The organism is Delftia sp. JD2, from assembly GCF_001682645.1.
Classification (GTDB): Bacteria; Pseudomonadota; Gammaproteobacteria; order Burkholderiales; family Burkholderiaceae_C; genus Comamonas; species Comamonas acidovorans.
Genome location: NZ_LFJT01000086.1, coordinates 1 through 20,521, shown reverse-complemented (window position 1 = coordinate 20,521; position 20,521 = coordinate 1). Strand labels below are relative to the sequence as shown.

Genomic DNA, 20,521 nt, shown 5'->3' with positions numbered 1-20,521 from the left:
CGGGAATAGCTCAGTTGGTAGAGCGCAACCTTGCCAAGGTTGAGGTCGACGGTTCGAACCCGTTTTCCCGCTCCAGTTTTGGATGTGCCTAGTGCATATCCGATTCAGGTGACGGTTGGTTGCTTGAATTTTTGCGGGAATAGCTCAGTTGGTAGAGCGCAACCTTGCCAAGGTTGAGGTCGACGGTTCGAACCCGTTTTCCCGCTCCAGTTTTGGATGTGCCTAGTGCATATCCGATTCAGGTGACGGTTGGTTGCTTGAATTTTTGCGGGAATAGCTCAGTTGGTAGAGCGCAACCTTGCCAAGGTTGAGGTCGACGGTTCGAACCCGTTTTCCCGCTCCAGTTTTAGAAACTGCAGCAATGCTGCATGTTTGATAGTGATCTTGGCGCGATAGCAAAGCGGTTATGCCCCGGATTGCAAATCCGGTTAGACCAGTTCGACTCTGGTTCGCGCCTCCAAAAATTCATTGCAGACACAGTGTTCAAAAGGCCCCTCGGGGCCTTTTTCTTTTTCTGCATCACGGATCGTTGTTCGTCCTTGGTGCCATGTCTCCGCAGCCGCCTCGACTTGGCTGGCTCATCTTCTTCTCTTCCGATTCAGTGCCATGGCAGTGCTTCACGGTCTGTGGATAGATAGCATGGCTGCATGCCTGTTTTGGTCATTCATTGCTAATTTGGTGAATTTAATTGTTTCCATTTGTTTTGGGTGAAAAGTCGTCATTGAAATTTTGCATTGCTTGTCCATTGAGAAATTGCAAGAAATTGCAAATGGGTTGTCATTGCCGGTAGATTGAATTGGCGGGTCGTGGATATGATGCGCGCTTCATTTATTGGGAGGGATTATGAAGATCAAGTTATTGACGGCGATTGTTGCCAGCGGCGTGGTGCTGGCGGGCTGTAAAACCATGGAGTCTGCCGATGTGGGCGGGTTGCTGGATTCGGGCTCCACGGCCATGAAGGCCATGACGCTCACGGATGACGACGTGGTCACGCTGTCCAATGATTCCTGCGCAGCCATGGATGCCCAGAACAAGGTGGCAGATGCAAAGAGCAAGTACACGCTGCGGCTGAACAAGGTGATTGCCGGCATGCCGCAGGCTGTCAATGGGAAGAAGGCTGTCTACAAGGTCTATATGACGCAGGACGTGAATGCCTGGGCCATGGCCAATGGCTGCATCCGTGTCTACAGCGGCCTGATGGACCTGATGAACGATGACGAGCTGCGTGGCGTGATTGGCCATGAAATCGGGCACGTGGCACTGGGTCACAGCAAGAAGCGCATGCAGACGGCCTATGCGGCTTCGGCTGCACGCTCTATTGCGGCCAATAGCGGCAATTCGGCGCTGGCCTCGCTGTCGCGTTCGCAGGCAGGTGATCTGGGTGAGAAGTTCATCAATGCCCAGTTCTCGCAGTCGCAGGAGTCGGCGGCTGATGACTACTCCTTCGATCTGCTCACGGAAAAGAAGATGAGCCGCCAGGGGCTGGTCACATCGTTCCAGAAGCTGGCCAAGCTCAGCGCTGGCAGTGGCGGCAGCTCCATCCTGAGCTCCCACCCGCCGTCCGAACAGCGGGCCAAGCGCATGCAGGATCGCATCGACGACAAGTAGGCTTCGACGGCGAAGCAGCCTGCCGCCGCAAGGTGCAAGGCAGGCTGCGATCTGCCTTGGTGCAGATTTTTTGTGGGCTTCTTCCGAAGCACCAAAAATCTGCGCTAGAATTCAAGTCTGCTCTGTGAAGCGCACAGCTTTACAGATACGCGGGAATAGCTCAGTTGGTAGAGCGCAACCTTGCCAAGGTTGAGGTCGACGGTTCGAACCCGTTTTCCCGCTCCAATTCAGAAAAAAGGGAAGCGGTAACGCTTCCCTTTTTCGTTGGTGTTGCAGTTGCAGGTGTGAGCAGTTCGCGCTGACCTGTGACGCTGCGGTGCAGGGCCCCGATGGTGAAATTGGTAGACACTGCGGACTTAAAATCCGCCGCTTCCGAACAGGGGCGTGCCGGTTCGATCCCGGCTCGGGGCACCACAACCCAATACGTACTAAGCATTGTTGCTATCTATACGGTAGCGGATTGAAGCAGCCAAGGCGCCTGCTGTTCCGCAAATTCAGGCGTCAGGCCGCAACGTGCATCGACGGTCCTGCCCGCTTGCTGCGCTGCACGGTGTCCATGCGTTGCCAAGACCTTGCCCGTTGGCATAACGTGCGAGAATCCATTCATCAGGCCCCGGGCTGCTTGCCTGGATGGCGCGGCTCGGGCAGACAGTGATGGCGATGCCTGCATGCGTTCCGTTGACGTTGATCGTGGCACATGGTGCGGCGTGACAGGTGTGGCCAAACTCATCCCAGACGAGAACATGTCGAATTACAACGCTCCATTTGAAATCCACGTGCACGGCCAAGTGCTGCTGCGCCCCGACACGACCTACGAGCAGTTGCAGGAAGCGCTGGGTCCGCTGTGGAAGTATGCGGGGGCCCGTTCCCTGGCCGATGGCGCTGGCAGCGTCTATGAGGAAGAGCCAGGCATCCAGTTCGATACCAAGGAGCGCCTGCTCCAGGTGTGCTGGACCGTGCGTGGTGACGAGGATTTCCGCCAGTCGCTGGACGACATGTGCATGGGCATCAATGAGCTGGCCGAGCAGGGCGCGGCCATCGAGGTGACCTTCTACGACACCGAGTTCGACGAGGAAGAGGAGTCCGAAGAGGCCGAGTCGCGCGACGACTTCGTCATGCTCTTCGTTGGCCCGACGCCCGCGGCCATCATGCAGGTGCAGCGCGACCTGCTGGTGCAGGACGTGGTCAACCTGATGGAGCGCCATTTCGACGGCTCCGAGCTGGGTGGCGTGGTGCAGGAGATCGACAAGCTGTTTTCCCAGCGCTTCGACGCCCTGGTCAGTTCGCTGGAGATCGGCAAGCCGCCGCGCGGCATGGGCGGATCGGGTTCGGGCCACGGCGGCAACCGCCGCCCACGCCACCTGCATTGAGCGCAAGGCGCTGCCCCGCGCAGCGTACAGCCATGGCGGCACAGGCCAGCACGCCCAAGTATTCCGGAGCAGTCACCGAGACCGTACGCCGCCAGCGCGAGCAGCGGCGCGAGGTGGCCGGTGGCGCGCTGCCGCTTCCCTACCTGTCCGCCTACCCGGCCGCGTTGCAGTCACAGGTGCGTGGCTGGCTGGCCGATGACAAGGCCGAGGCCTGGCTGCTGCGCAAGCATCCCGAGGCCCATGCCGTGCGCACGGACAAGAGCCTCTATGACTACGTGGATGCCCTCAAGGGCCGGCACATGCGCAATGCCGGCACGCTGAACAAGGTGGCCTACGACGGCCGCATCCACGTGGTCCACAACGCCCTGGGCCTGCACACGCGCCGCACCGTGGTGCAGGGAAGCCGCCTCAATGCCCGGCATGAGATCCGCATCGGCGCACTGTTCAAGCAGGCGCCCGAGGCTTTCCTGCGCATGATCGTCGTCCATGAGCTGGCCCATCTGCGCGAGCCCGACCACGACAAGGCCTTCTACCAGCTGTGCACCCACATGGAGCCCGACTACCACCAGCTGGAGTTCGAGCTGCGGCTGTACCTGAGCTGGATGGACCACTCGGGCCGGCGCCTGTGGCAGGCGCAGCCGTGATTCAAGCGGCCGTGGGGACGGCGCTGGATTCGCCGACCTGAACGGACGAGCAGCATTGCGCGGGCAGCTCCAGCCAGCGCGATGCGGCAGACTGCAGGGCCTGCAGCGATCCCGTGGTCATCAGCTGGACCTGGCCCTCTGCCGCGGGCAAGGGGCCTGATTCGCTGGCCAGGGTGCCCAGGCGGTCCAGCACGCGCCGCGTCTGGCGGGCTACCGGGGCACCTGTGTCGATGAACTGGATGTCCGGCCCCAGCAGCGTGCGCAACTGCTCGCGGGCGAATATGTAGTGGGTGCAGCCCAGCACCAGGGAATCCATCTCGCCCGTCTTCTGTCCGAAGCTGCCCAGGGCATTCACGTACCTGGCGCACAGTTGCGCGACCTCGGTGGCCATGGGGTCGGCGGGAACGGGTTGCTCCGTGCTTTCCTCGATGGCCTTGGCCAGACCGTCGCAGGGCTGGACATGGAATTGCACGCGCTGGCCATGGTCGGCCACCAACCGGGCAAAGCGTGCGCTGCTCACCGTGCCGCGTGTGGCCATCACGCCCACGTGGCCGGTCTGGCTCGACAGCGAAGCGGGCTTGATGGCGGGCTCCACGCCGATCAGGGGCAGTTCGGGCATTTCGGCGCGCAGCGTGTCCACGGCCGCTGCCGTGGCCGTGTTGCAGGCGATCACCAGCACCTTGATCTGGTGCTGCTCGCGCAGATGGCGCGCAATGGTGCGCGTGCGCTGCTGAACGAAGGCATCGCCGCGTGCGTCGCCATAGGGAGCATTGCCGCTGTCGGCCAGGTAGACGAAGCGCTCATGCGGCAGTTCATGGCGCAGCGCCTGCAGCACGCTGAGGCCGCCGATGCCGCTGTCGAAGACGCCGATGGGAGAGGCCGGGGAGGTCATTTGGAGATCCGGATAAAGGCTTTTGGAGGCGGCGCCCAGTATGCCCCCTCGGGCGCGTTCATGCTGCGGCCATGGCTTGCCGCTGCAGCCATTGGGCATGTGTCAGGCGATACAGGCAATGCCTGCGCAGCGCATGGCCTGCCGGCACCTCTGGATGGTCGAAGTCATGGGCGTCGCGCTCCATGCCCAGGCGCTGCATCACCGCTTGCGAACGCAGGTTGGACAGCGCGGTGAACGAGACGATGGACTCCAGATGCAACGCGCCGAAGCCGTGCTCCAGCGCCGCCCGTGCGCCTTCGCTGGCCAGGCCCTGGCCCCAGAAAGGCCGGGCGAGCCGCCAGCCGATTTCCACGCAGGGCGAGAACGGCAAAGACGCGGCGGGAGTATGCAGCCCGATGAAGCCCATGAACTCGCCGCTGGCAAGGTGCTCTGCCGCCCAGAAGCCCCAGCCGCGTTCCTCGATCAGTGCCTGGATCCTGTCTGCCATGGCATCGCTTTGTTCACGACTGAGCAGTGCCGGAAAGTGCTCCATGACCTGTGGGTCGGCATTCAGCGCGGCAAAGGGATGTCGGTCGCCGGTCCGCCACTGGCGCAGTATCAGGCGCGGTGTCCGCAGGGTCGCTACAGGGGAATGTGTGGTGGTCATGGTTGGAGAGGGCGCTGCAGTACCAGCAGATACGCGGCTGCATGGCCGTGGAAGGAGTGGGGGATGAAGCCTGCCTCGCCTGCCAGCTTTTTCACGCTGGTGCGGCGCTGGAAATGCGGGTCGAAGACCAGCTCGGCCACGGCCAGCAGGCCGCCGGGGCGCAGGCTCTGGAAGACATCGGCCAGCGCGGCCTGGCGGTCCGGAATCTCTCCCAGCACGGCGGCCATCACGGCGCGGTCGTGCTGCTCGGCTGCGAGCTGCCCCTGGCCCAGCGCAGCCGCCTGGGTGCGCACATTCTCCAGCCCCTGGGCGCGCGCCTTGGCCGCCACCTGTTCGAGCATGGCCGGCTGCAGGTCCACGGCCAGCACCTGTCCCTGCGCGCCGACGGCACGCGCCAATGGCAGGGTGACGCGGCCCGGGCCGCAGCCCGCATCCAGCACCTTCATGCCCGGCTGGATCTGCAGTTGCCCGACGATGAAGGCGGCCTTGTTGCTGGCCGCGAAGGGGTTGTCAAGCTCGACCATCCAGCGCAGCCAGGACGGGCAGGGCAGGACATGGCGGCGGGAGGACAGGCGCCAGGCCAGGCTGGTCACGGCCAGCAGGGCGATGAGGACGAGCGCGATGGTCATGTTGAATGGGCTGTGTTGCAGGCACCGGGCAGTCTGGCACAAAGGCCCGCACCAATGAAAAGACCGCCCGAAGGCGGTCCCTTTGCGCTTGGCGCCGGCTTCAGGCCGAGGCGATCTCAATGGTCTTGAACTCGCCGGACGCGATGCGCTTTTGCCATTCGGCAGGGCCGGTGATGTGGGCGCTGGTGCCGCCGGCATCCACGGCCACGGTCACGGGCATGTCCACCACGTCGAACTCGTAGATGGCTTCCATGCCCAGGTCCTCGAAGCCCACGACCTTGGCGTTCTTGATGGCCTTGGACACCAGGTAGGCGGCGCCGCCCACGGCCATCAGGTAGGCCGACTTGTGGTTCTTGATGGACTCGATGGCCACCGGGCCGCGCTCGGCCTTGCCGATCATGGCGATCAGGCCGGTCTGCTCCAGCATCATGTCGGTGAACTTGTCCATGCGGGTGGCCGTGGTCGGGCCTGCGGGGCCCACGGCTTCGTCCTTGACCGGGTCCACCGGGCCGACGTAGTAGATCACGCGGTTGGTGAAGTCCACGGGCAGCTTCTCGCCCTTGGCCAGCATGTCCTGGATGCGCTTGTGGGCGGCATCGCGGCCCGTGAGCATCTTGCCGTTGAGCAGCAGGGTGTCGCCGGGCTTCCAGCTGGCCACTTCTTCCTTGGTCAGGGCGTTGAGGTCCACGCGGCGCGACTTGTTGTAGTCAGGCTCCCAGTCGATCTTGGGCCACAGGTCCAGCGAGGGCGCGTCCATGTAGACCGCGCCCGAGCCGTCCATCACGAAGTGCGCGTGGCGCGTGGCCGCGCAGTTGGGGATCATGGCCACGGGCTTGGAGGCCGCGTGCGTGGGGTACATCTTGATCTTGATGTCCAGCACGGTGGCCAGGCCGCCCAGGCCTTGCGCGCCGATGCCCAGGGCGTTGACCTTCTCGTACAGCTCCAGGCGCAGTTCCTCGACCTGGTCGAGCTTCTCGCCGCGCGCGGCCTTGGCCTGCAGCTCGTACATGTCCAGGTCTTCCATCAGGCTTTCCTTGGCCAGCAGCACGGCCTTCTCGGCGGTGCCGCCGATGCCGATGCCCAGCATGCCCGGCGGGCACCAGCCCGCGCCCATGGTCGGAACGGTCTTGAGAACCCAGTCCACCAGGTTGTCGCTGGGGTTCATCATGATCATCTTGGACTTGTTCTCCGAGCCGCCGCCCTTGGCGGCCACGGTCACGTCCAGCTTGTCGCCGGGCACGATCTGCACGTTGATGACGGCAGGCGTGTTGTCCTTGGTGTTCTTGCGCGCGAACAGCGGATCGGCCACGACCGAGGCACGCAGCGTGTTCTCGGGGTGGTTGTAGCCGCGGCGTACGCCTTCGTTGATGGCGTCTTCCAGGCCGCCCGTGAAGCCTTCCCAGCGCACGTCCATGCCCACCTTCAGGAACACGTTGACGATGCCGGTGTCCTGGCAAATCGGGCGGTGGCCGGTGGCCGACATCTTGGAGTTGGTCAGGATCTGGGCCATCGCGTCCTTGGCCGCCGGGCTCTGCTCGCGTTCGTAGGCGCGTGCCAGATGGGCGATGTAGTCGGCGGGGTGGTAGTAGCTGATGTACTGCAGGGCGCCTGCGATCGAATCGATCAGGTCCTGCTGGCGGATCGTGGTGGTCATCGGTGGGGTGTCTTTTTGATCGGGGGAACAGGGGAGGGGAATCCCGGGGGCGATTATCGGCGCTACAGGGGGAAAAGTGCACGCAATGGGCGCAGTCTTGTACAAGAGTCGAGGGGTTTGCCTGGACAAGCCGGCCTCGGCGACACCTCAGTGGGGGACGGATGCGAGAGGTTCCCATTTACGGAGTTACCATGAGCGGGTTTTTGCCATTGCGGCCCTGCCAGCCAGATATCCCCGAGCCACGTCCTGCGCGGCCCGCCGACCTGCCTCCAGCCAACTGCGCCGCGTTGTTTTCACCAAGGAGTCCATACCAATGACCGCGACCCGCCAGGAAAAAGACACTTTCGGACCCATAGCCGTCCCCGCAGACAAGCTCTGGGGTGCGCAGACGCAGCGTTCGCTGCAGAACTTCGACATCAGCGGAGAGCAGCAGCCGCGCGAGATCATCCACGCGCTGGCCCAGGTCAAGAAGGCCTCGGCCACCGTCAACCACAAGCTGGGCCTGCTGGACGTGAAGAAGACCCAGGCCATCCTGGCCGCCGCCGACGAGGTGATCGCCGGCAAGCACCCGGACGAGTTCCCGCTGGTGGTCTGGCAGACCGGCTCGGGCACGCAGACCAACATGAACGTCAACGAGGTGCTGGCCAACCGCGCCAGCGAAATCCTCGGTGGCGAGCGCGGCGAGTCGCGCCTGGTCCACCCCAATGACGACGTGAACAAGAGCCAGTCGAGCAACGACGTGTTCCCGACCGCCATGCACGTGGCTGCCGTCACGGCCATCGAGCAAAAGCTGCTGCCCGCCATTGCCCTGCTGCGCAACACGCTGCAGGCCAAGAGCGAGGCCTATGCCGACATCGTCAAGATCGGCCGCACCCATCTGCAGGACGCCACGCCGCTGACGCTGGGCCAGGAAATCTCGGGCTGGGTGGCCCAACTGGCCCATGGCGAAAAGCATGTGCGCGCCGCGCTGCCGCACCTGTACGAGCTGGCGCTGGGCGGCACGGCCGTGGGCACGGGCCTGAATGCGCCCAAGGGCTATGCCGAGGGCGTGGCGGCCGAGCTGTCCCGGCTCACCGGCTACCCGTTCGTGACGGCGCCCAGCAAGTTCGAGGCCCTGGCCTCGTGCGATGGCCTGGTCCACGCCCACGGCGCGCTCAAGACGCTGGCCGCCAGCATGATGAAGATCGCCAACGACGTGCGCTGGCTGGCCTCCGGCCCGCGCAGCGGCCTGGGCGAGATCTCCATCCCCGAGAACGAGCCCGGCTCGTCCATCATGCCCGGCAAGGTCAACCCCACGCAGAGCGAAGCCGTGACCATGCTGGCGGCCCAGGTCTTCGGCAACGACGTGGCCATCAACTTCGGCGGCGCCTCGGGCAACTTCGAGCTGAACGTGTTCCGCCCCATGGTCTCGCACAACTTCCTGCAGAGCGTGCGCCTGCTGGCCGATGGCATGAAGAGCTTCAACGACCACTGCGCCGTGGGCATCGAGCCCAACCGCGAGCGCATCACCGAACTGGTGCAGCGCTCGCTGATGCTGGTGACTGCGCTGAACCCGCACATCGGCTACGACAAGGCGGCCTACATCGCCAAGAAGGCGCACAAGGAAGGCTCCAGCCTGCGTGAAGCCGCCGTGGCTTCCGGCCACCTGACCGGCGAACAGTTCGACGCCTGGGTGATCCCTGCCAAGATGGTCGGCAATCTGTAAGACCTGCTGATGCAATCAAAAAGGGGAGCCGGCCGGCTCCCCTTTTTTCTTCACCGCCTGGCCTGGCTCAGTTGTCCGCCTGCGGGCGGCGCACGGTGCGGAACACGTACTTGAGCGCGTCGCCGATGGTGCTTTCCCAGACCGGCCATTCATGCTTGCCGTTGACGATGCGCAGCTCGGCAGGCTGCTTGTTCCTGCGCAGCTGGGCGTAAAGCTGGGCGGCGTCGGACTCGATCATGAATTCATCGTCGTCGCCCGAGTTGATGTACATGGGCACGCTGATCTTGCGGGCGAGAAAGCTGTCCCACAGCACAGGGTAGTTGTAGCTCTTCCAGACCGTGGTGCTGTACTGGCCGCCCGTGTTGGGTTCGGCAAAGACCTTGACCGAGCGTGCCGAGGAATCGGCGGGCGGCTCGGGGTTGTAGATGGCGGGGCTCAGCAGGGCGGCGGCCTGGAATTTCTCGGGGTACTTGAGCACGTAGCGCAGCGCGCCGTAGCCGCCCATGGACAGGCCGCCGATCACGCGGCCATCGCGGCTGGTGAGGGTGCGGTACTTCTTCTCGACATGGGGGACAAGGTCCTGGAAGAAGGCCGTCTCCATGGGCTCCTTGAGGTCCACGTACCAGGTCGTTCCCGCGTCGGGCATGACGATGATGGCGGGCGGGATCTCCCCGTTCTGGATCAGCTGGTCCACCGTGCGCAGCAGATTGCCCTTGACGGGCCAGTCATTGCGCTGGCCGTCATTGCCGTGCAGCAGGTACATGACGGGATAGCGCAGCCTGGACTGGGCGTCGTAGCCCGTGGGCAGGTAGACGTTGTAGGTCCAGCTGCGCTGCAGCGTGGCGCTCTTGAACTCGGCGGCCTCGATGGAGCCGGCCTGGGCGGCTGTACCGGCCAGCAGCGCGGCGGCTGCCAGCGTGCCGGTGGCGGCCTGGCGCAGGACGATGGAAAAGGAAAGTTGGCGCATGGTTTTTTGTCTCCTGTGGGCCGTGGCGGCTGGCCACGGCTGCGCCAATGTAATCGAGGGCCTGCGCACCTCGCACCCGCAGTCGGCCGGACCGTCGCCTGGGCGACTGTGGTCTTCAGCCCGGGCGGCCCTCGCCCGGGCGCCCCTCAGCCGGGCGCCCGCTGCGCGTGGCGCAGCGCGCTGCGAAAGCCCAGTTGCCCCAGCACGCAGGCCACCACCAGGGCCAGCGCCGCCGACAGCGCCGGGTTGCTGCCCAGGCTGGCGCCCAGCGTGCACAGGCCGCCCACGGCCATCTGGGTGCTGCCGTAGACCCCGGCGGCCGAGCCCGTGAGGCGCGGATGCACGCTCAGCGCGCTGGCCAGCGCCGCAGGGCTGGTCAGGCCCGAGCCCAGCGCGAACAGCACCATCAGCCCCACCACGATGGCCGGCGTGAGCTGGTTGAACAGGGCCAGCAACAGCAGCATGGCCGCGCTGGCCAGGCTCAGCAGATTGCCGTTGAGCATCAGCCGCTCCAGGGGCCAGTGGCGTATCAGCTGGCGGGCCAGCGCATTGCCCACGGCCATGCCACCCATGAGCAGGCCCAGGTAGATGGCCACCTCATGCTTGGTGGAATGCAGTTGCTCGATGAAGACGAAGGGCGCCGCGGCCAGGAAGGCATAGATGGACGTGGTGGCGCAGCCGCCGCCCACGGCAAAGCCCACGAAGGCAGGAGAGCGCAGCAGGCTGCGGTAGTCGTCGCGGATGGTACCCAGGTGCAGGCGGCCCGTGGGCTGGCCGGTTTCCGGCAGCAGCTTCCAGATGGCGAAGGCCGTCACGCCGCCGACCACGGCCAGCGTGCCGAAGATGGCACGCCAGCCCAGGGCGTCGTCGATGGCCGAGCCGATGGCCGGCGCGATGCCGGGGCCGATCATCATCATCAGGTTGAGCAGCGCCAGGCTGCCCACGGCGTTCTCGGGCGTGCTTGAATCGCGCGCAATGGCGCGGCCCAGGGCCAGGCCCGCGCAGCCGCCCAGCGCCTGGAGCAGCCGCGCGCCGATCAGCCAGGGGGCGGACGGGGCGAGAAAGGCCGCCAGGCTGGCCAGCGCATAGAGGATGAGCCCTGCCAGTAGCATGGGGCGGCGCCCCAGGCTGTCCGACAGCGGGCCATAGATCAGCTGGCCCACGCCCAGGCCCAGGATGTAGACCGTGATGGTCAGCTGCATCTGGCTGGCACCGGCCTGGAACTGGCGTGCCGCATCGGGCAGGGCGGGCAGGAACATGTGCATGGCCAGCGTGCCGACGATGGTCACGATCACCAGCAGCCACAGCGGCGCCTTGCGGCTGGCCGCTGCATGGTCCTGGGCGGGTGGCAGCGAAGAGTGCTCGGCCGCCATCTCAGGCCGCCTGCTCGTCGGGCAGGTCCGTGTCGCAGGCGGGCTCGGCGGCCATGGCCTCCAGCAGGCGCTGCAGCGTGGCGTAGGCCGCGTCCAGTTCCTCGGGCGGCACGGCGCCCAGCACCTGGGCGCGCGCCTGCTGCAGCAGGCCCTGCACGGCTTCGACCTGGGCATGGCCGGCTGGCGTGAGCTGGATTTTTCTGACGCGGCGGTCGCTGTCGTCCACGCGCTCTATCCAGCCCTGGGCGGCCAGGCCGTCCACCAGCCGCACGACGGAGGAGCTGTCCAGCGCCAGGGAGTGGGCCAGATCCTTCTGGCGCATGGCCTCGGGCGAGCGCGCCAGGTGCATCAGCGGCATCCACAGTGCCTGGGTCAGTCCCATGGGTGCCAGCAGCCGGTCCAGCGTGCGGCGCCACTGTTTGTTCACCTGCCCCAGCGTGAACATGAAATGCCTTTGGACGGCGGCGGGGTCGGCCTGCGTGAGCGGTGAGGAGGCGGAAGGGGACGACATCGGGTGATATTCAAATAGTTGGCATCCCAATTATCTGCATATCAACGATGTCGTTTGCGGGGCCGCCCTGATACATCCGCATGCATCAGGGTCTTGCCCGCGGTGCCGGGGCTGTGTGCCTGGGTTGTATGCCGGGGCGTGTGCCGGCAGTTACATGCCCAGCGACTTGAGCAGTTCGTCGGTGTCGGTGCTGGCGGCCGGCGCGGGCGCTGCGGCCGGGGCGCTGGCGGCGGTCTGGGCCATGAGCGCATCGGGATCGGGGCGCTCCTGGGGCTCGAAGTCCACGACCTTGATGAACTCGGTGCGGTCCATGGCCAGTTCGAGATAGAAGATGTTGTTGTTGCCCGTGTAGAAGGTCACGCGGCGCGCCTCGGGGGAGTCGAGGTTGGCGTCCACGCTGAGGTTGACCTGCTTGTTCAGGCGGATCATCTTGGGCTGGCTCTGGGTGATGTACGTCTGAAGCTCGCGCTGGACCTTGCTGGTGAAGTCGCCCACCACCTGGTTCATCAGCTCGCCCATGACGTTGCTGACATCGTCCGAGGTATAGGAGGTGGCCAGGTCGTCCTCGCCCATGCCCATGCTCAGCATGTAACTGCGGTACAGCTCCATGGCGGCGGCGGCCGAGAAGTTGATGATCACCAGGCCCGAGAAGCCGCCGTCCACCAGGACAAAGCAGCCGATGTCGGGCTTGAGGCTGGTCTTGGTGATGCGTTGCACCATGCCCGAATACTGGATCTGGCACTGCGTGGCCACCTGGAGCACGCGCGAGACGGAGTTGCAGAGGCTGATCAGCACGTCTTCCGTGCCATGGACGATGGGATGTTGGGGCTGGTTCATGAGGTCAACGGGACAAAATTGTGAGCGATTATGGGTGCAAGTCCGTTGTTGCGACCATTTGTAACTCCGAAGGCGTATTCTGGATGCCGGACCGGGCAGCCCGCCGGGTCCGCACCTTTGATGCAACGGAGGTTGGACGATGAGAGCACAGCAGCATCTGACCCGGGTTCCGCTGGACGCACTGCGTCCCACGCAGATGACCATAGGCGCCGCCGAAGTGCAGACCAAGCGCGCCCAGTGGAGCCGCCTCAGGCGCAAGGAGCGCGAAGGCCTTCTGGCCTCGCACTGGTTTCCGGCCGTGCTGGGGCCGCGTGGCCTGCACTACATCGTTGACCACCACCACCTGGGGCTGGCGCTGACGCAGGAGTCCGTGGAGCAGGTCTGGGTCATGCAGCTGGCCGATTTCAGCGAGGCCGATCCGCTGATGTTCTGGCGCCTGATGGAGTTCCACCAATGGGCCCATCCATATGACGAGCGCGGCCGCCGATGCGACTGGGCCAAGATGCCCGAGCAGCTGGACCGCCTGCGCGACGACCCCTACCGCAGCCTGGCCGGCGCCGTGCGCAAGGCCGGTGGCTATGCCAAGGACACGGCGCCTTTCGTCGAATTCCTCTGGGCCGATTTTTTCCGCACGCGCTTTGCACCCAAGGACCTGCGCAGTGGCAAGAGCGATGTCGCCTTGCCCGATCAGGCCCTGCATGAGGCCCTGGGCCTGGCGCACGGCGCCGAGGCGCGCTACCTGCCGGGCTGGTCCGGCGTCGTTGCTCCGCAATCCTGATGCGTGCGCCTGGCCTGCCTGCCTTGGCTGATTGGGGCGCCGGCCTGTCCATCGCCGGCCTGCTGCTGCCCGAGGCCGTGGCCTATTCCGGCATCGCCGGCCTGCCGCCGCAGGCCGGGGTGATTGCGCTGTTCGCCGGGCTGCTGGCCTATGGCCTGCTGGGGACCAGCCGCTTCGCCATCGTCTCGGCCACATCCTCCTCTGCCGCCGTGCTGCTGGCGGCCACGGCGTCCATGGCCGGCACCTCGCCGCAGCAGCGCATGCTGCTGGGCGTGGGCATCGTGCTGCTGACGGGCCTGTTCTTCGTGGTGGCGGGGCTGGCGCGGCTGGGCGCCGTGTCCAACTTCATCGCCAAGCCCGTGCTGCGCGGTTTTGCGCTGGGGCTGGCGCTGACCATCGTGGTCAAGCAGATCCCGCATGCCGTCGCCTTCCAGCCTGTGCATGGCGATCTGCCGCGCTTTGTCTGGGAGCTGCTGGCCGGCTGGCGGCACTGGAATGGAGCGGGTCTGGCCATGGCCGTTGCGGCGTTGCTGCTGATGCGTGCGCTGGCCCGCTGGCGTGGCCTGCCTGCGGCCTTGCTGGTGATTGCGGCCGGCATTGCGCTGGATGCGGGCGGCTGGTGCGCGCGCTGGGGCATTGCGGCCGTGGGGCCGATACGGCTGGATTTCTCCAACCCCGGCATTCCCTCGCTGTCGCGCGCCGAATGGCTGCGCCTGGGCGAGCTGGCCTTTGCGATGGCGCTCATCCTCTATGCCGAGTCCTACGGCTCCATCCGCAGCTTTGCGCTGCGCCATGGCGACCGCGTCGATGCCAACCGCGACCTGATGGCGCTGGGCGCGGCCAACCTGCTGTCGGGCATGTTCCATGGCATGCCCGTGGGCGCGGGCTACTCGGCCACCTCGGCCAACGAGGTGGCGGGCGCGCAAAGCCGCGCTGCAGGCCTGGTCGCCTGCGCCGTGGTGGGCCTGGCCGTCTGGCTGCTGCTGCCCTGGATAGAGCGCACGCCGCAGCCGCTGCTGGCCGCCATCGTCATCCACGCCGTGGGCCACACGCTGAACCCTGCCGCGCTGCGCCCTTACTTCGCCTGGCGGCGGGATCGGCTGATCGTGGTGTTGGCCTTCTTTGCCGTGCTGGCGCTGGGCGTGCTCGACGGGCTGCTGCTGGCCATTGCGGCCAGCCTGCTCATGCTGCTGCAAACGCTGTCGCGCTCGCATGTGAGTTGGCTGGGCAGGCTGGGGGACACGCATGACTTTGTCGATGCCGCACGCCACCCCGACGCGGTGGTGCCGGCCGGCCTGCTGATCGCGCGGCCCGAGGCGCCGCTGTTCTTCGGCAATGCCGACCTGGTGTTTGCGGCCATCCGGGAGCGGCTGCAATCCCTGCCTTCGCCCCGCGGCGTGGTGCTGAGCCTGGAAGATTCGGCCGATCTCGATGCCACCAGTGTCGAGGCGCTGTGCGACTTCGCGGCCCAGTTGCGGCAACTGGGTGTGCCGCTGGCCCTGGCCCGCGTCAAGGACCCCGTGCGCGACCTGCTGGCGCGCGTGGGCAATCCGGCCTTGCCGCACGCCAGCTATGCGGGCTGGAGCGTGGACGACGCCGTGCGCCAGTTGCAGATCCCGGCGTGATCCACGTCCCGGCGCAGCACCTCAGCCCGCCGCCTGGGTGGACTCGCGCACGATGCAGCGCCCCTGCATGATCACCTTGCGCAGCGGCAGGTCGGGCGTGTGCAGCCGCTCCATGAGCAGGCCGAATGCGGCGCGGCCCATGGCCTCCACCGGCTGCTCGATCACGGTGATGGCGGGGGCCACCAGTTCTGTCCAGCGCTCGTTGTCGAAACCGGCGAGCGCCACATCGCCCGGGATGCGCAGGCCTGCGGCGCGTATCGCGCGCAGGCAGCCTTCCAGCAGCAGGCTGTTGCTGGCCACGAAGGCATCGGGCCGCTGCGGCTGGCGCAGCCATTGCGCGACCTCGGCCTCGGCGGCATCGCTGGTCGGGGGCAACTGGCGCAAGTCGGGCGCCAGGCCCGCATCGCGCATGGCGGCCAGATAACCGTCGCAGCGCTCGCGCGCCGTGCTGCTGGTGCTGCCGAAGACGCCGGCAATGCGGCGGCGGCCCTGGTCCACCAGATGCCTGACCAAGGTGGCGCAGGCCTGGGCGTTGTCCAGCACCACGCTGTCATGGAAGGCCGGGGCGCCCGCCCGGTCCACCAGGACGACGGGGAACTCCAGCTGCATGCGCTCGAGCTTGTGCAGGCTGGCCTGGGTGGGCGCAAAGATCAGCCCCGCGATGCGCTCTTCCTGCATGAGCTGCAGGTACATGGCTTCGCGCTGCGGGTCTTCGTCGGTATTGCACAACAGCACGCGCCGGCCCTGGCGATAGGCCTCGGCCTCGACCGCGCGGATCAGGGCCGTGAAAAACGGGTTGCGTATGTCGGCCACCAGCACGCCCATGGGGCCGGCGTCGCGCGCGCGCAGCCGGCGCGCCATCAGATTGGGCCGGTAGCCCGTGGCCTGCACGGCGGCGGTGACCCGCGCCCGGACCTCCTCGCTCACCGAGCCGCCCGCCAGCGCGCGCGATACCGTCGATTTGGAAACCCCGGCCGCACGGGCCACATCGTTGATGCTGATGCTCAATGCAATCGTTCCCGTTGGTTGTGGTGTGCCGCAGAGGATAACTCCAAAGAAATGCCGAGTTATGGCCGGATTATGGCCGGGTTATGTTGCAGTGCAGATTGACTGATGGTTGGGAACGTTCCCAAAATCCGCGCCATGATCAATGCCCATTCACCCCTTCCGGCGGTTGCACCCACCGCTCCTGCGGGCCTGCAGATCGCCGTGCGCCTGGACGCCAGGGTGCGCGACAAGGCCGACGCCATTGCCCAGGCGGCCCGGCTGCTCCAGGACAGCGGTTGCGTGGCCCCTGGCTATGCCACCGGCATGCAGGCGCGCGAGGCCCAGGCCGAAACCTTTCTGGGCCACGGCGTGGCCATTCCCCACGGCCGGGCCGAAGACCGGGCCCTCGTGCTGCGCGACGCGGTGGCCGTGCTCCAGGTGCGCGAGGGCCTGGATTGGAATGCCGGCCAGAACGTGCATCTGGTCGTGGCGGTGGCGGCACGCTCCGATGCCCACATCACCTTGCTGCGCCGCCTGGCCGGCCTGCTGCAGACACCCCGGCTGCAGGCGCTGTTCACCACCGGCGATGCGCAGCAGGTCATTGATGTGCTCCAGGGGCAAGCGGACCCGGCGCCGCCTGCCGCCCGCCCGGCGGCAGTGGACCTGGCCGAGGCGTGCGAATGGACCATTGCCTATCCCAACGGCCTGCACGCGCGGCCTGCCACGCGCTGGGCGGAGGCGGCGCGCGGCTTTGCCTCGCGCATCCAGGTGCGCCATGGCGACGAGGTGGCCGATGCGCGGCAGATGGCCAGCCTGCTGCAGCTGGGACTGCGCGAAGGCGACAAGGTCACCGTCTCGGCAGAGGGGCCCGATGCCAGTGCCGCGGTCCAGCGCCTGTGTGCCGTGGCCCAGGCCCTGGTGGTCCAGGAACGTGCCGATGCCGACGCCGCTGGGCGCAAGGCGGCCGAATCGCCCGCCACGGGCTGGCTGCCGCCGCTGGCGCGGCCTGACTTTGTGGGCCTGGGCGCCAGCCCGGGGCTGGCCGTGGCCCGCATCCACCAGTGGCGTGTGGAGGCCGCCGAGATTCCCGACCTGCCCGAGCCGCTCAGCGTGTGCGGTGCGCGGCTGCATGCGGCGCTGGCCGAGACGCAGGGCCAGCTGCGCGCCCTGCATGACGACACCCGCCGCCGCCTGGGCGAAGGCGATGCGGCCATCTTCAGCGCGCAGGCCGAGTGGCTGGGCGACCCCGTACTCATCACGCGCGCCTGCCAGCTCATGGTCCAGGGCCACGGCGTGGCCTGGGCCTGGGACCAGGCCGTGGAGGAAGGCGCTGCCCGTCTCCAGGCGCTGGACAACCCCGCGCTGGCCGCGCGTGCCGCCGATCTGCGCGACGTGGGCCGGCGCGTGCTGGTGCAACTGCAGCCCTCGCTGGCAGCGGCGGGACCGGAGGGCCTGCCGGAAGGCGGCTGCATCCTGGTCGCGGCCGATCTTTCGCCCTCGGAAACCGCCCGGCTGGACACGGCGCGCGTGGCCGCGCTGGTCACGGCGCAGGGCAGTCCCACCTCGCACACGGCCATACTCGCGCGCACGCTGGGGCTGCCGGCCGCCGTGGCGGCAGGCGGCGGCGTGCTGGGCATGGCCGATGGGGCCCTGGCCATCGTCGATGGCGCCAATGGCCGCATCTACCTTGATCCCTCGGAGCAGGACCTGGCTTCGGCGCATGCCCACATGGCCGAGCAGCGGGCGCTGCAGGAACGCGTGTCCGCGCAGCGCAGCCTGCCTGCCATCACCACCGATGGCGTGCGCATCGAAGTCTGCGCCAACGTCAACCTGCCCGAGCAGGTGCCCCTGGCCCTGTCCCAGGGCGCCGAGGGCGTGGGCCTGATGCGCACGGAATTCCTGTTCCTGGAGCGCGGCAGCACGCCCGGCGAGGACGAGCAGTACGAAACCTACCGCGCCATGGCGCAGGCGCTGGAGGGCCGGCCGCTGGTCGTTCGCGCGCTGGACATCGGCGGCGACAAGCAGGTCGCCCACCTGGAGCTGCCGCGCGAGGACAACCCCTTCCTGGGCGTGCGCGGCGCGCGGCTGCTGCTGCGCCGCCCCGACCTGCTGGAGCCCCAGATGCGCGCCCTGTACCGGGCGGCCTGCGATGGCGCAAGGCTGTCCGTGATGTTTCCCATGGTCACCAGCGTGCAGGAGCTGCTGGCGCTGCGCGCGGCCTGCGAACGGCTGCGTGCCGAACTGGACGCCCCGGTCCTGCCGCTGGGCATCATGATCGAGGTGCCCGCCGCCGCCGTGCAGGCCGACGCACTGGCCCGCCATGCGGACTTCTTCTCCATAGGCACCAACGACCTGACCCAGTACGTGCTGGCCATGGACCGCCAGAACCCGCAGCTGGCGGCCGAGGCCGACAGCCTGCATCCGGCCGTGCTGCGGATGGTGCGCGCCACCGTGCAGGGCGCTGCCACCCGCACGCGCCCCGTGGGCGTCTGCGGCGGACTGGCTGGCGACCCGTTCGGTGCGCTGCTGCTGGCCGGGCTGGGGGTGGGCGAGCTGTCCATGACCCCCAACGACATCGCCGGTGTCAAGGCCGGCCTGCGCGCGGCCAGCCTGCGGCAGTTGCAGGCGCTCGCAGACAGGGCGCTCGGCTGCGAGGATGCCGCGCAGGTGCGGGCACTGGCCAAGGAGGTGACGGCATGAACGCCCCGCAAGCCATCACCGTGACCCTGAACCCGGCCATAGACCAGCTCGTGACCCTGGATGCGCTGCTGCCCGGCCAGGTGCAGCGCGCATTGGGCAGCGTGCAGGCGCCGGGCGGCAAGGGCATCAATGTTGCCGCCGCCTTGGCGGGCCTGGGCGTTTCCACGGCCGCGCTGGGCGTGCTGGGCAGCGACAACGCCGGCATGTTCGAGGCCTTGTTCGCGCAGCGCGGCATTGCCGACGCCTGCCTGCGCGTGCCGGGCCAGACGCGCACCAACATCAAGCTGGTGGCCGACGGCGGACGCCAGACCACGGACATCAACCTGCCGGGCCTGGTGTTGGCCGAGGTGCATCTGGACGCCGTCATGTCCACGCTGGCCCGGTATCTGCGGCCCGGCCTGGCCGTGGTGCTGTCGGGCAGCCTCCCGACCGGCCTGCCTGCGGACAGCTGGGCCCGGCTCCAGGCCCAGGCCGTGGCCGCCGGTGCCGACGTGCTGCTGGACACCAGCGAGGCCCCCCTGGCCGCCGCCCTGGCGACGGCCCCCCATGCGGCCATGCCCTGGGCCATCAAGCCCAACCGGGAGGAGTTGCAGGCCGCCACAGGCCAGCGCATGGACGGCCGCGATGCGCTTCTGGCCGCCGCGCGCCGCCTGCTGGACAGGGGGCTGGGACTGGCCGTGGTGTCCATGGGCGAGGAGGGCGCGCTGTTTGCCAGCGCGCAAGGCGCGGTGATTGCGCGGCCGCCGCAGCGCGCGCGCGGCAGCTCCGTGGGCGCGGGCGATGCCATGGTCGCGGGCATGGTGGCCGCGCGGCTGCGCGGACTGGATCTGGCGGACACCGCACGCCTGTCCACGGCCAGCGCGCTGGCCTGGCTGCAGGCCGCACCCGCACGCGAAGTCGATGCCGACCGCGTCCAGGCCCTGGCCGCCAGCGTGCTGCTGGAGCCATGCCAGTGGCCGTGATCCCCCATTCTTCAGGAGCTCTCATGAACCCTCTTTTTGTGGTGATCGCAGCCGCCGGGCACGACGCCGAAGCGCTGCTGGCCGCCGAAGCCCTGCGCCATGCAGCCGGACAGCGTCCCTTGGCCGTGGAAGTGCGCGCCAGCGGCGGTGTGATCGGGCTGCATGCGGCCGATGCGGCTGCGCAGGCCGGGCAATTGCTGATCGTGGGGGATGCCGGCACCGATGACGATGCAGATACCGCCGCCGATGCCTCCCGCTTCGTGCAGGCCGCCGTCGAGCGCTGCAGCCTGCGCGAGGCGCTCGACGATCCGGCCGGCGTGCTTGCACGCTGCGCTGCCGCCAGTCCCGCAGTACAGCGCATGGGCGAGAGTCTGGGCAAGCGAATCGTGGCTGTCACCTCCTGCCCCACTGGCATCGCCCACACCTTCATGGCGGCCGAGGGACTGCAGCGCGGCGCGGCGGCGCTGGGCCACGCCATGCGCGTGGAGACGCAAGGCTCGGTGGGCGCGCTCGATGCGCTGACGCCGCAGGAGATTGCCGAGGCCGACCTGGTCATCATTGCCGCCGACCGCGAGGTCGATCTTTCGCGCGGCCACCACGTCGGCCCAGGGCGCCGAGATGCCCCAGCTCTCG

The 20,521-nt window shown here is 67.3% G+C and carries 18 protein-coding genes and 5 tRNA genes; 14 read left to right on the top strand and 9 right to left on the bottom strand.

Translation table 11 applies throughout. The features are described from left to right. Nucleotides 1-133: 133 nt before the first annotated feature. The 8 genes from ACM14_RS28290 (at nt 134) to ACM14_RS28255 (ending at nt 3,622) form a co-directional block, all read left to right on the top strand. Nucleotides 134-209, top strand: a tRNA-Gly gene (locus ACM14_RS28290). Nucleotides 210-267: 58 nt separating this feature from the next. Next, a tRNA-Gly gene (locus ACM14_RS28285) sits at nt 268-343 on the top strand. Nucleotides 344-386: 43 nt separating this feature from the next. Then, a tRNA-Cys gene (locus ACM14_RS28280) sits at nt 387-460 on the top strand. A gap of 383 nt (nt 461-843) precedes the next feature. Next, nucleotides 844-1,608 (top strand): M48 family metalloprotease, encoded by a 765-nt coding sequence (locus ACM14_RS28275; RefSeq protein ID WP_065347991.1) that lies wholly within the window; start codon nt 844-846, stop codon nt 1,606-1,608. Between the two features lie 149 nt (nt 1,609-1,757). Then, nucleotides 1,758-1,833 (top strand) — tRNA-Gly (locus ACM14_RS28270). 98 nt (nt 1,834-1,931) lie between these two features. Further along, nucleotides 1,932-2,022 (top strand) — tRNA-Leu (locus ACM14_RS28265). Between the two features lie 329 nt (nt 2,023-2,351). Further along, nucleotides 2,352-2,978 carry a DUF6806 family protein gene (locus ACM14_RS28260; RefSeq protein ID WP_013803265.1) on the top strand — a complete coding sequence of 209 codons (627 nt, stop codon included), beginning with the start codon at nt 2,352-2,354 and terminating at the stop codon, nt 2,976-2,978. A gap of 32 nt (nt 2,979-3,010) precedes the next feature. Next, entirely contained in the window at nt 3,011-3,622 is a 612-nt protein-coding gene (locus ACM14_RS28255) for a M48 family metallopeptidase (protein WP_012204534.1), read from the top strand. A 1-nt stretch (nt 3,623) separates the two neighbouring features. On the opposite strand, the gene murI is transcribed toward ACM14_RS28255, so the two are convergent. The 4 genes from murI to ACM14_RS28235 all read right to left on the bottom strand — a co-directional run bounded on the left by murI (nt 3,624) and on the right by ACM14_RS28235 (nt 7,443). Beyond that, a complete protein-coding gene (gene murI, locus ACM14_RS28250; protein ID WP_065347990.1) occupies nt 3,624-4,514 on the bottom strand; it encodes a glutamate racemase in 891 nt (296 codons plus the stop codon). Nucleotides 4,515-4,572: 58 nt separating this feature from the next. Beyond that, complete coding sequence (locus tag ACM14_RS28245; RefSeq protein WP_065347989.1) at nt 4,573-5,160, bottom strand: GNAT family N-acetyltransferase; 588 nt, start codon at nt 5,158-5,160, stop codon at nt 4,573-4,575. Next, nucleotides 5,157-5,789 carry a class I SAM-dependent methyltransferase gene (locus ACM14_RS28240; protein WP_065347988.1) on the bottom strand — a complete coding sequence of 211 codons (633 nt, stop codon included), beginning with the start codon at nt 5,787-5,789 and terminating at the stop codon, nt 5,157-5,159. The genes ACM14_RS28245 and ACM14_RS28240 overlap by 4 nt, the downstream gene beginning before the upstream one ends. 100 nt (nt 5,790-5,889) lie before the next feature. Next, nucleotides 5,890-7,443 carry a fumarate hydratase gene (locus ACM14_RS28235; protein ID WP_034391754.1) on the bottom strand — a complete coding sequence of 518 codons (1,554 nt, stop codon included), beginning with the start codon at nt 7,441-7,443 and terminating at the stop codon, nt 5,890-5,892. 313 nt (nt 7,444-7,756) lie between these two features. Here ACM14_RS28235 and fumC point away from each other — a divergent pair, with 313 nt between their 5' ends. Further along, on the top strand, nt 7,757-9,148 hold the full coding sequence (gene fumC, locus ACM14_RS28230) for a class II fumarate hydratase (RefSeq protein WP_065347987.1): 1,392 nt from the start codon (nt 7,757-7,759) through the stop codon (nt 9,146-9,148). Nucleotides 9,149-9,215: 67 nt separating this feature from the next. Here fumC and ACM14_RS28225 read toward each other — a convergent pair whose 3' ends face one another. The 4 genes from ACM14_RS28225 to ACM14_RS28210 all read right to left on the bottom strand — a co-directional run bounded on the left by ACM14_RS28225 (nt 9,216) and on the right by ACM14_RS28210 (nt 12,836). Continuing rightward, nucleotides 9,216-10,115, bottom strand: coding sequence for an alpha/beta hydrolase family protein (locus ACM14_RS28225; protein WP_012204540.1), 900 nt, complete (start codon nt 10,113-10,115; stop codon nt 9,216-9,218). Between the two features lie 146 nt (nt 10,116-10,261). After that, entirely contained in the window at nt 10,262-11,488 is a 1,227-nt protein-coding gene (locus ACM14_RS28220) for a multidrug effflux MFS transporter (RefSeq protein ID WP_065347986.1), read from the bottom strand. A 1-nt stretch (nt 11,489) separates the two neighbouring features. Continuing rightward, entirely contained in the window at nt 11,490-11,999 is a 510-nt protein-coding gene (locus ACM14_RS28215; protein ID WP_065347985.1) for a MarR family winged helix-turn-helix transcriptional regulator, read from the bottom strand. 150 nt (nt 12,000-12,149) lie between these two features. After that, nucleotides 12,150-12,836, bottom strand: coding sequence for a DUF3334 family protein (locus tag ACM14_RS28210; protein WP_012204543.1), 687 nt, complete (start codon nt 12,834-12,836; stop codon nt 12,150-12,152). Nucleotides 12,837-12,975: 139 nt separating this feature from the next. Between ACM14_RS28210 and ACM14_RS28205 the strand changes: the two genes are divergently transcribed. Both ACM14_RS28205 and ACM14_RS28200 read left to right on the top strand, forming a co-directional pair. Beyond that, nucleotides 12,976-13,614: a ParB-like protein gene (locus ACM14_RS28205; protein WP_065347984.1), complete on the top strand. Its 639-nt coding sequence runs from the start codon at nt 12,976-12,978 to the stop codon at nt 13,612-13,614. Then, nucleotides 13,614-15,239: a SulP family inorganic anion transporter gene (locus ACM14_RS28200; RefSeq protein WP_065347983.1), complete on the top strand. Its 1,626-nt coding sequence runs from the start codon at nt 13,614-13,616 to the stop codon at nt 15,237-15,239. The genes ACM14_RS28205 and ACM14_RS28200 overlap by 1 nt, the downstream gene beginning before the upstream one ends. A gap of 21 nt (nt 15,240-15,260) precedes the next feature. On the opposite strand, the gene ACM14_RS28195 is transcribed toward ACM14_RS28200, so the two are convergent. Next, nucleotides 15,261-16,247: a LacI family DNA-binding transcriptional regulator gene (locus ACM14_RS28195; protein ID WP_065347982.1), complete on the bottom strand. Its 987-nt coding sequence runs from the start codon at nt 16,245-16,247 to the stop codon at nt 15,261-15,263. 135 nt (nt 16,248-16,382) lie between these two features. Here ACM14_RS28195 and ptsP point away from each other — a divergent pair, with 135 nt between their 5' ends. The 3 genes from ptsP to ACM14_RS28180 all read left to right on the top strand — a co-directional run. Then, entirely contained in the window at nt 16,383-18,926 is a 2,544-nt protein-coding gene (gene ptsP, locus ACM14_RS28190; protein WP_065347981.1) for a phosphoenolpyruvate--protein phosphotransferase, read from the top strand. Next, entirely contained in the window at nt 18,923-19,888 is a 966-nt protein-coding gene (locus tag ACM14_RS28185) for a 1-phosphofructokinase family hexose kinase (protein ID WP_065347980.1), read from the top strand. The genes ptsP and ACM14_RS28185 overlap by 4 nt, the downstream gene beginning before the upstream one ends. Nucleotides 19,889-19,911: 23 nt before the next feature. Next, nucleotides 19,912-20,521: PTS fructose transporter subunit IIB (locus ACM14_RS28180; protein WP_217491973.1), on the top strand; the 610-nt coding region annotated here is incomplete at its 3' end.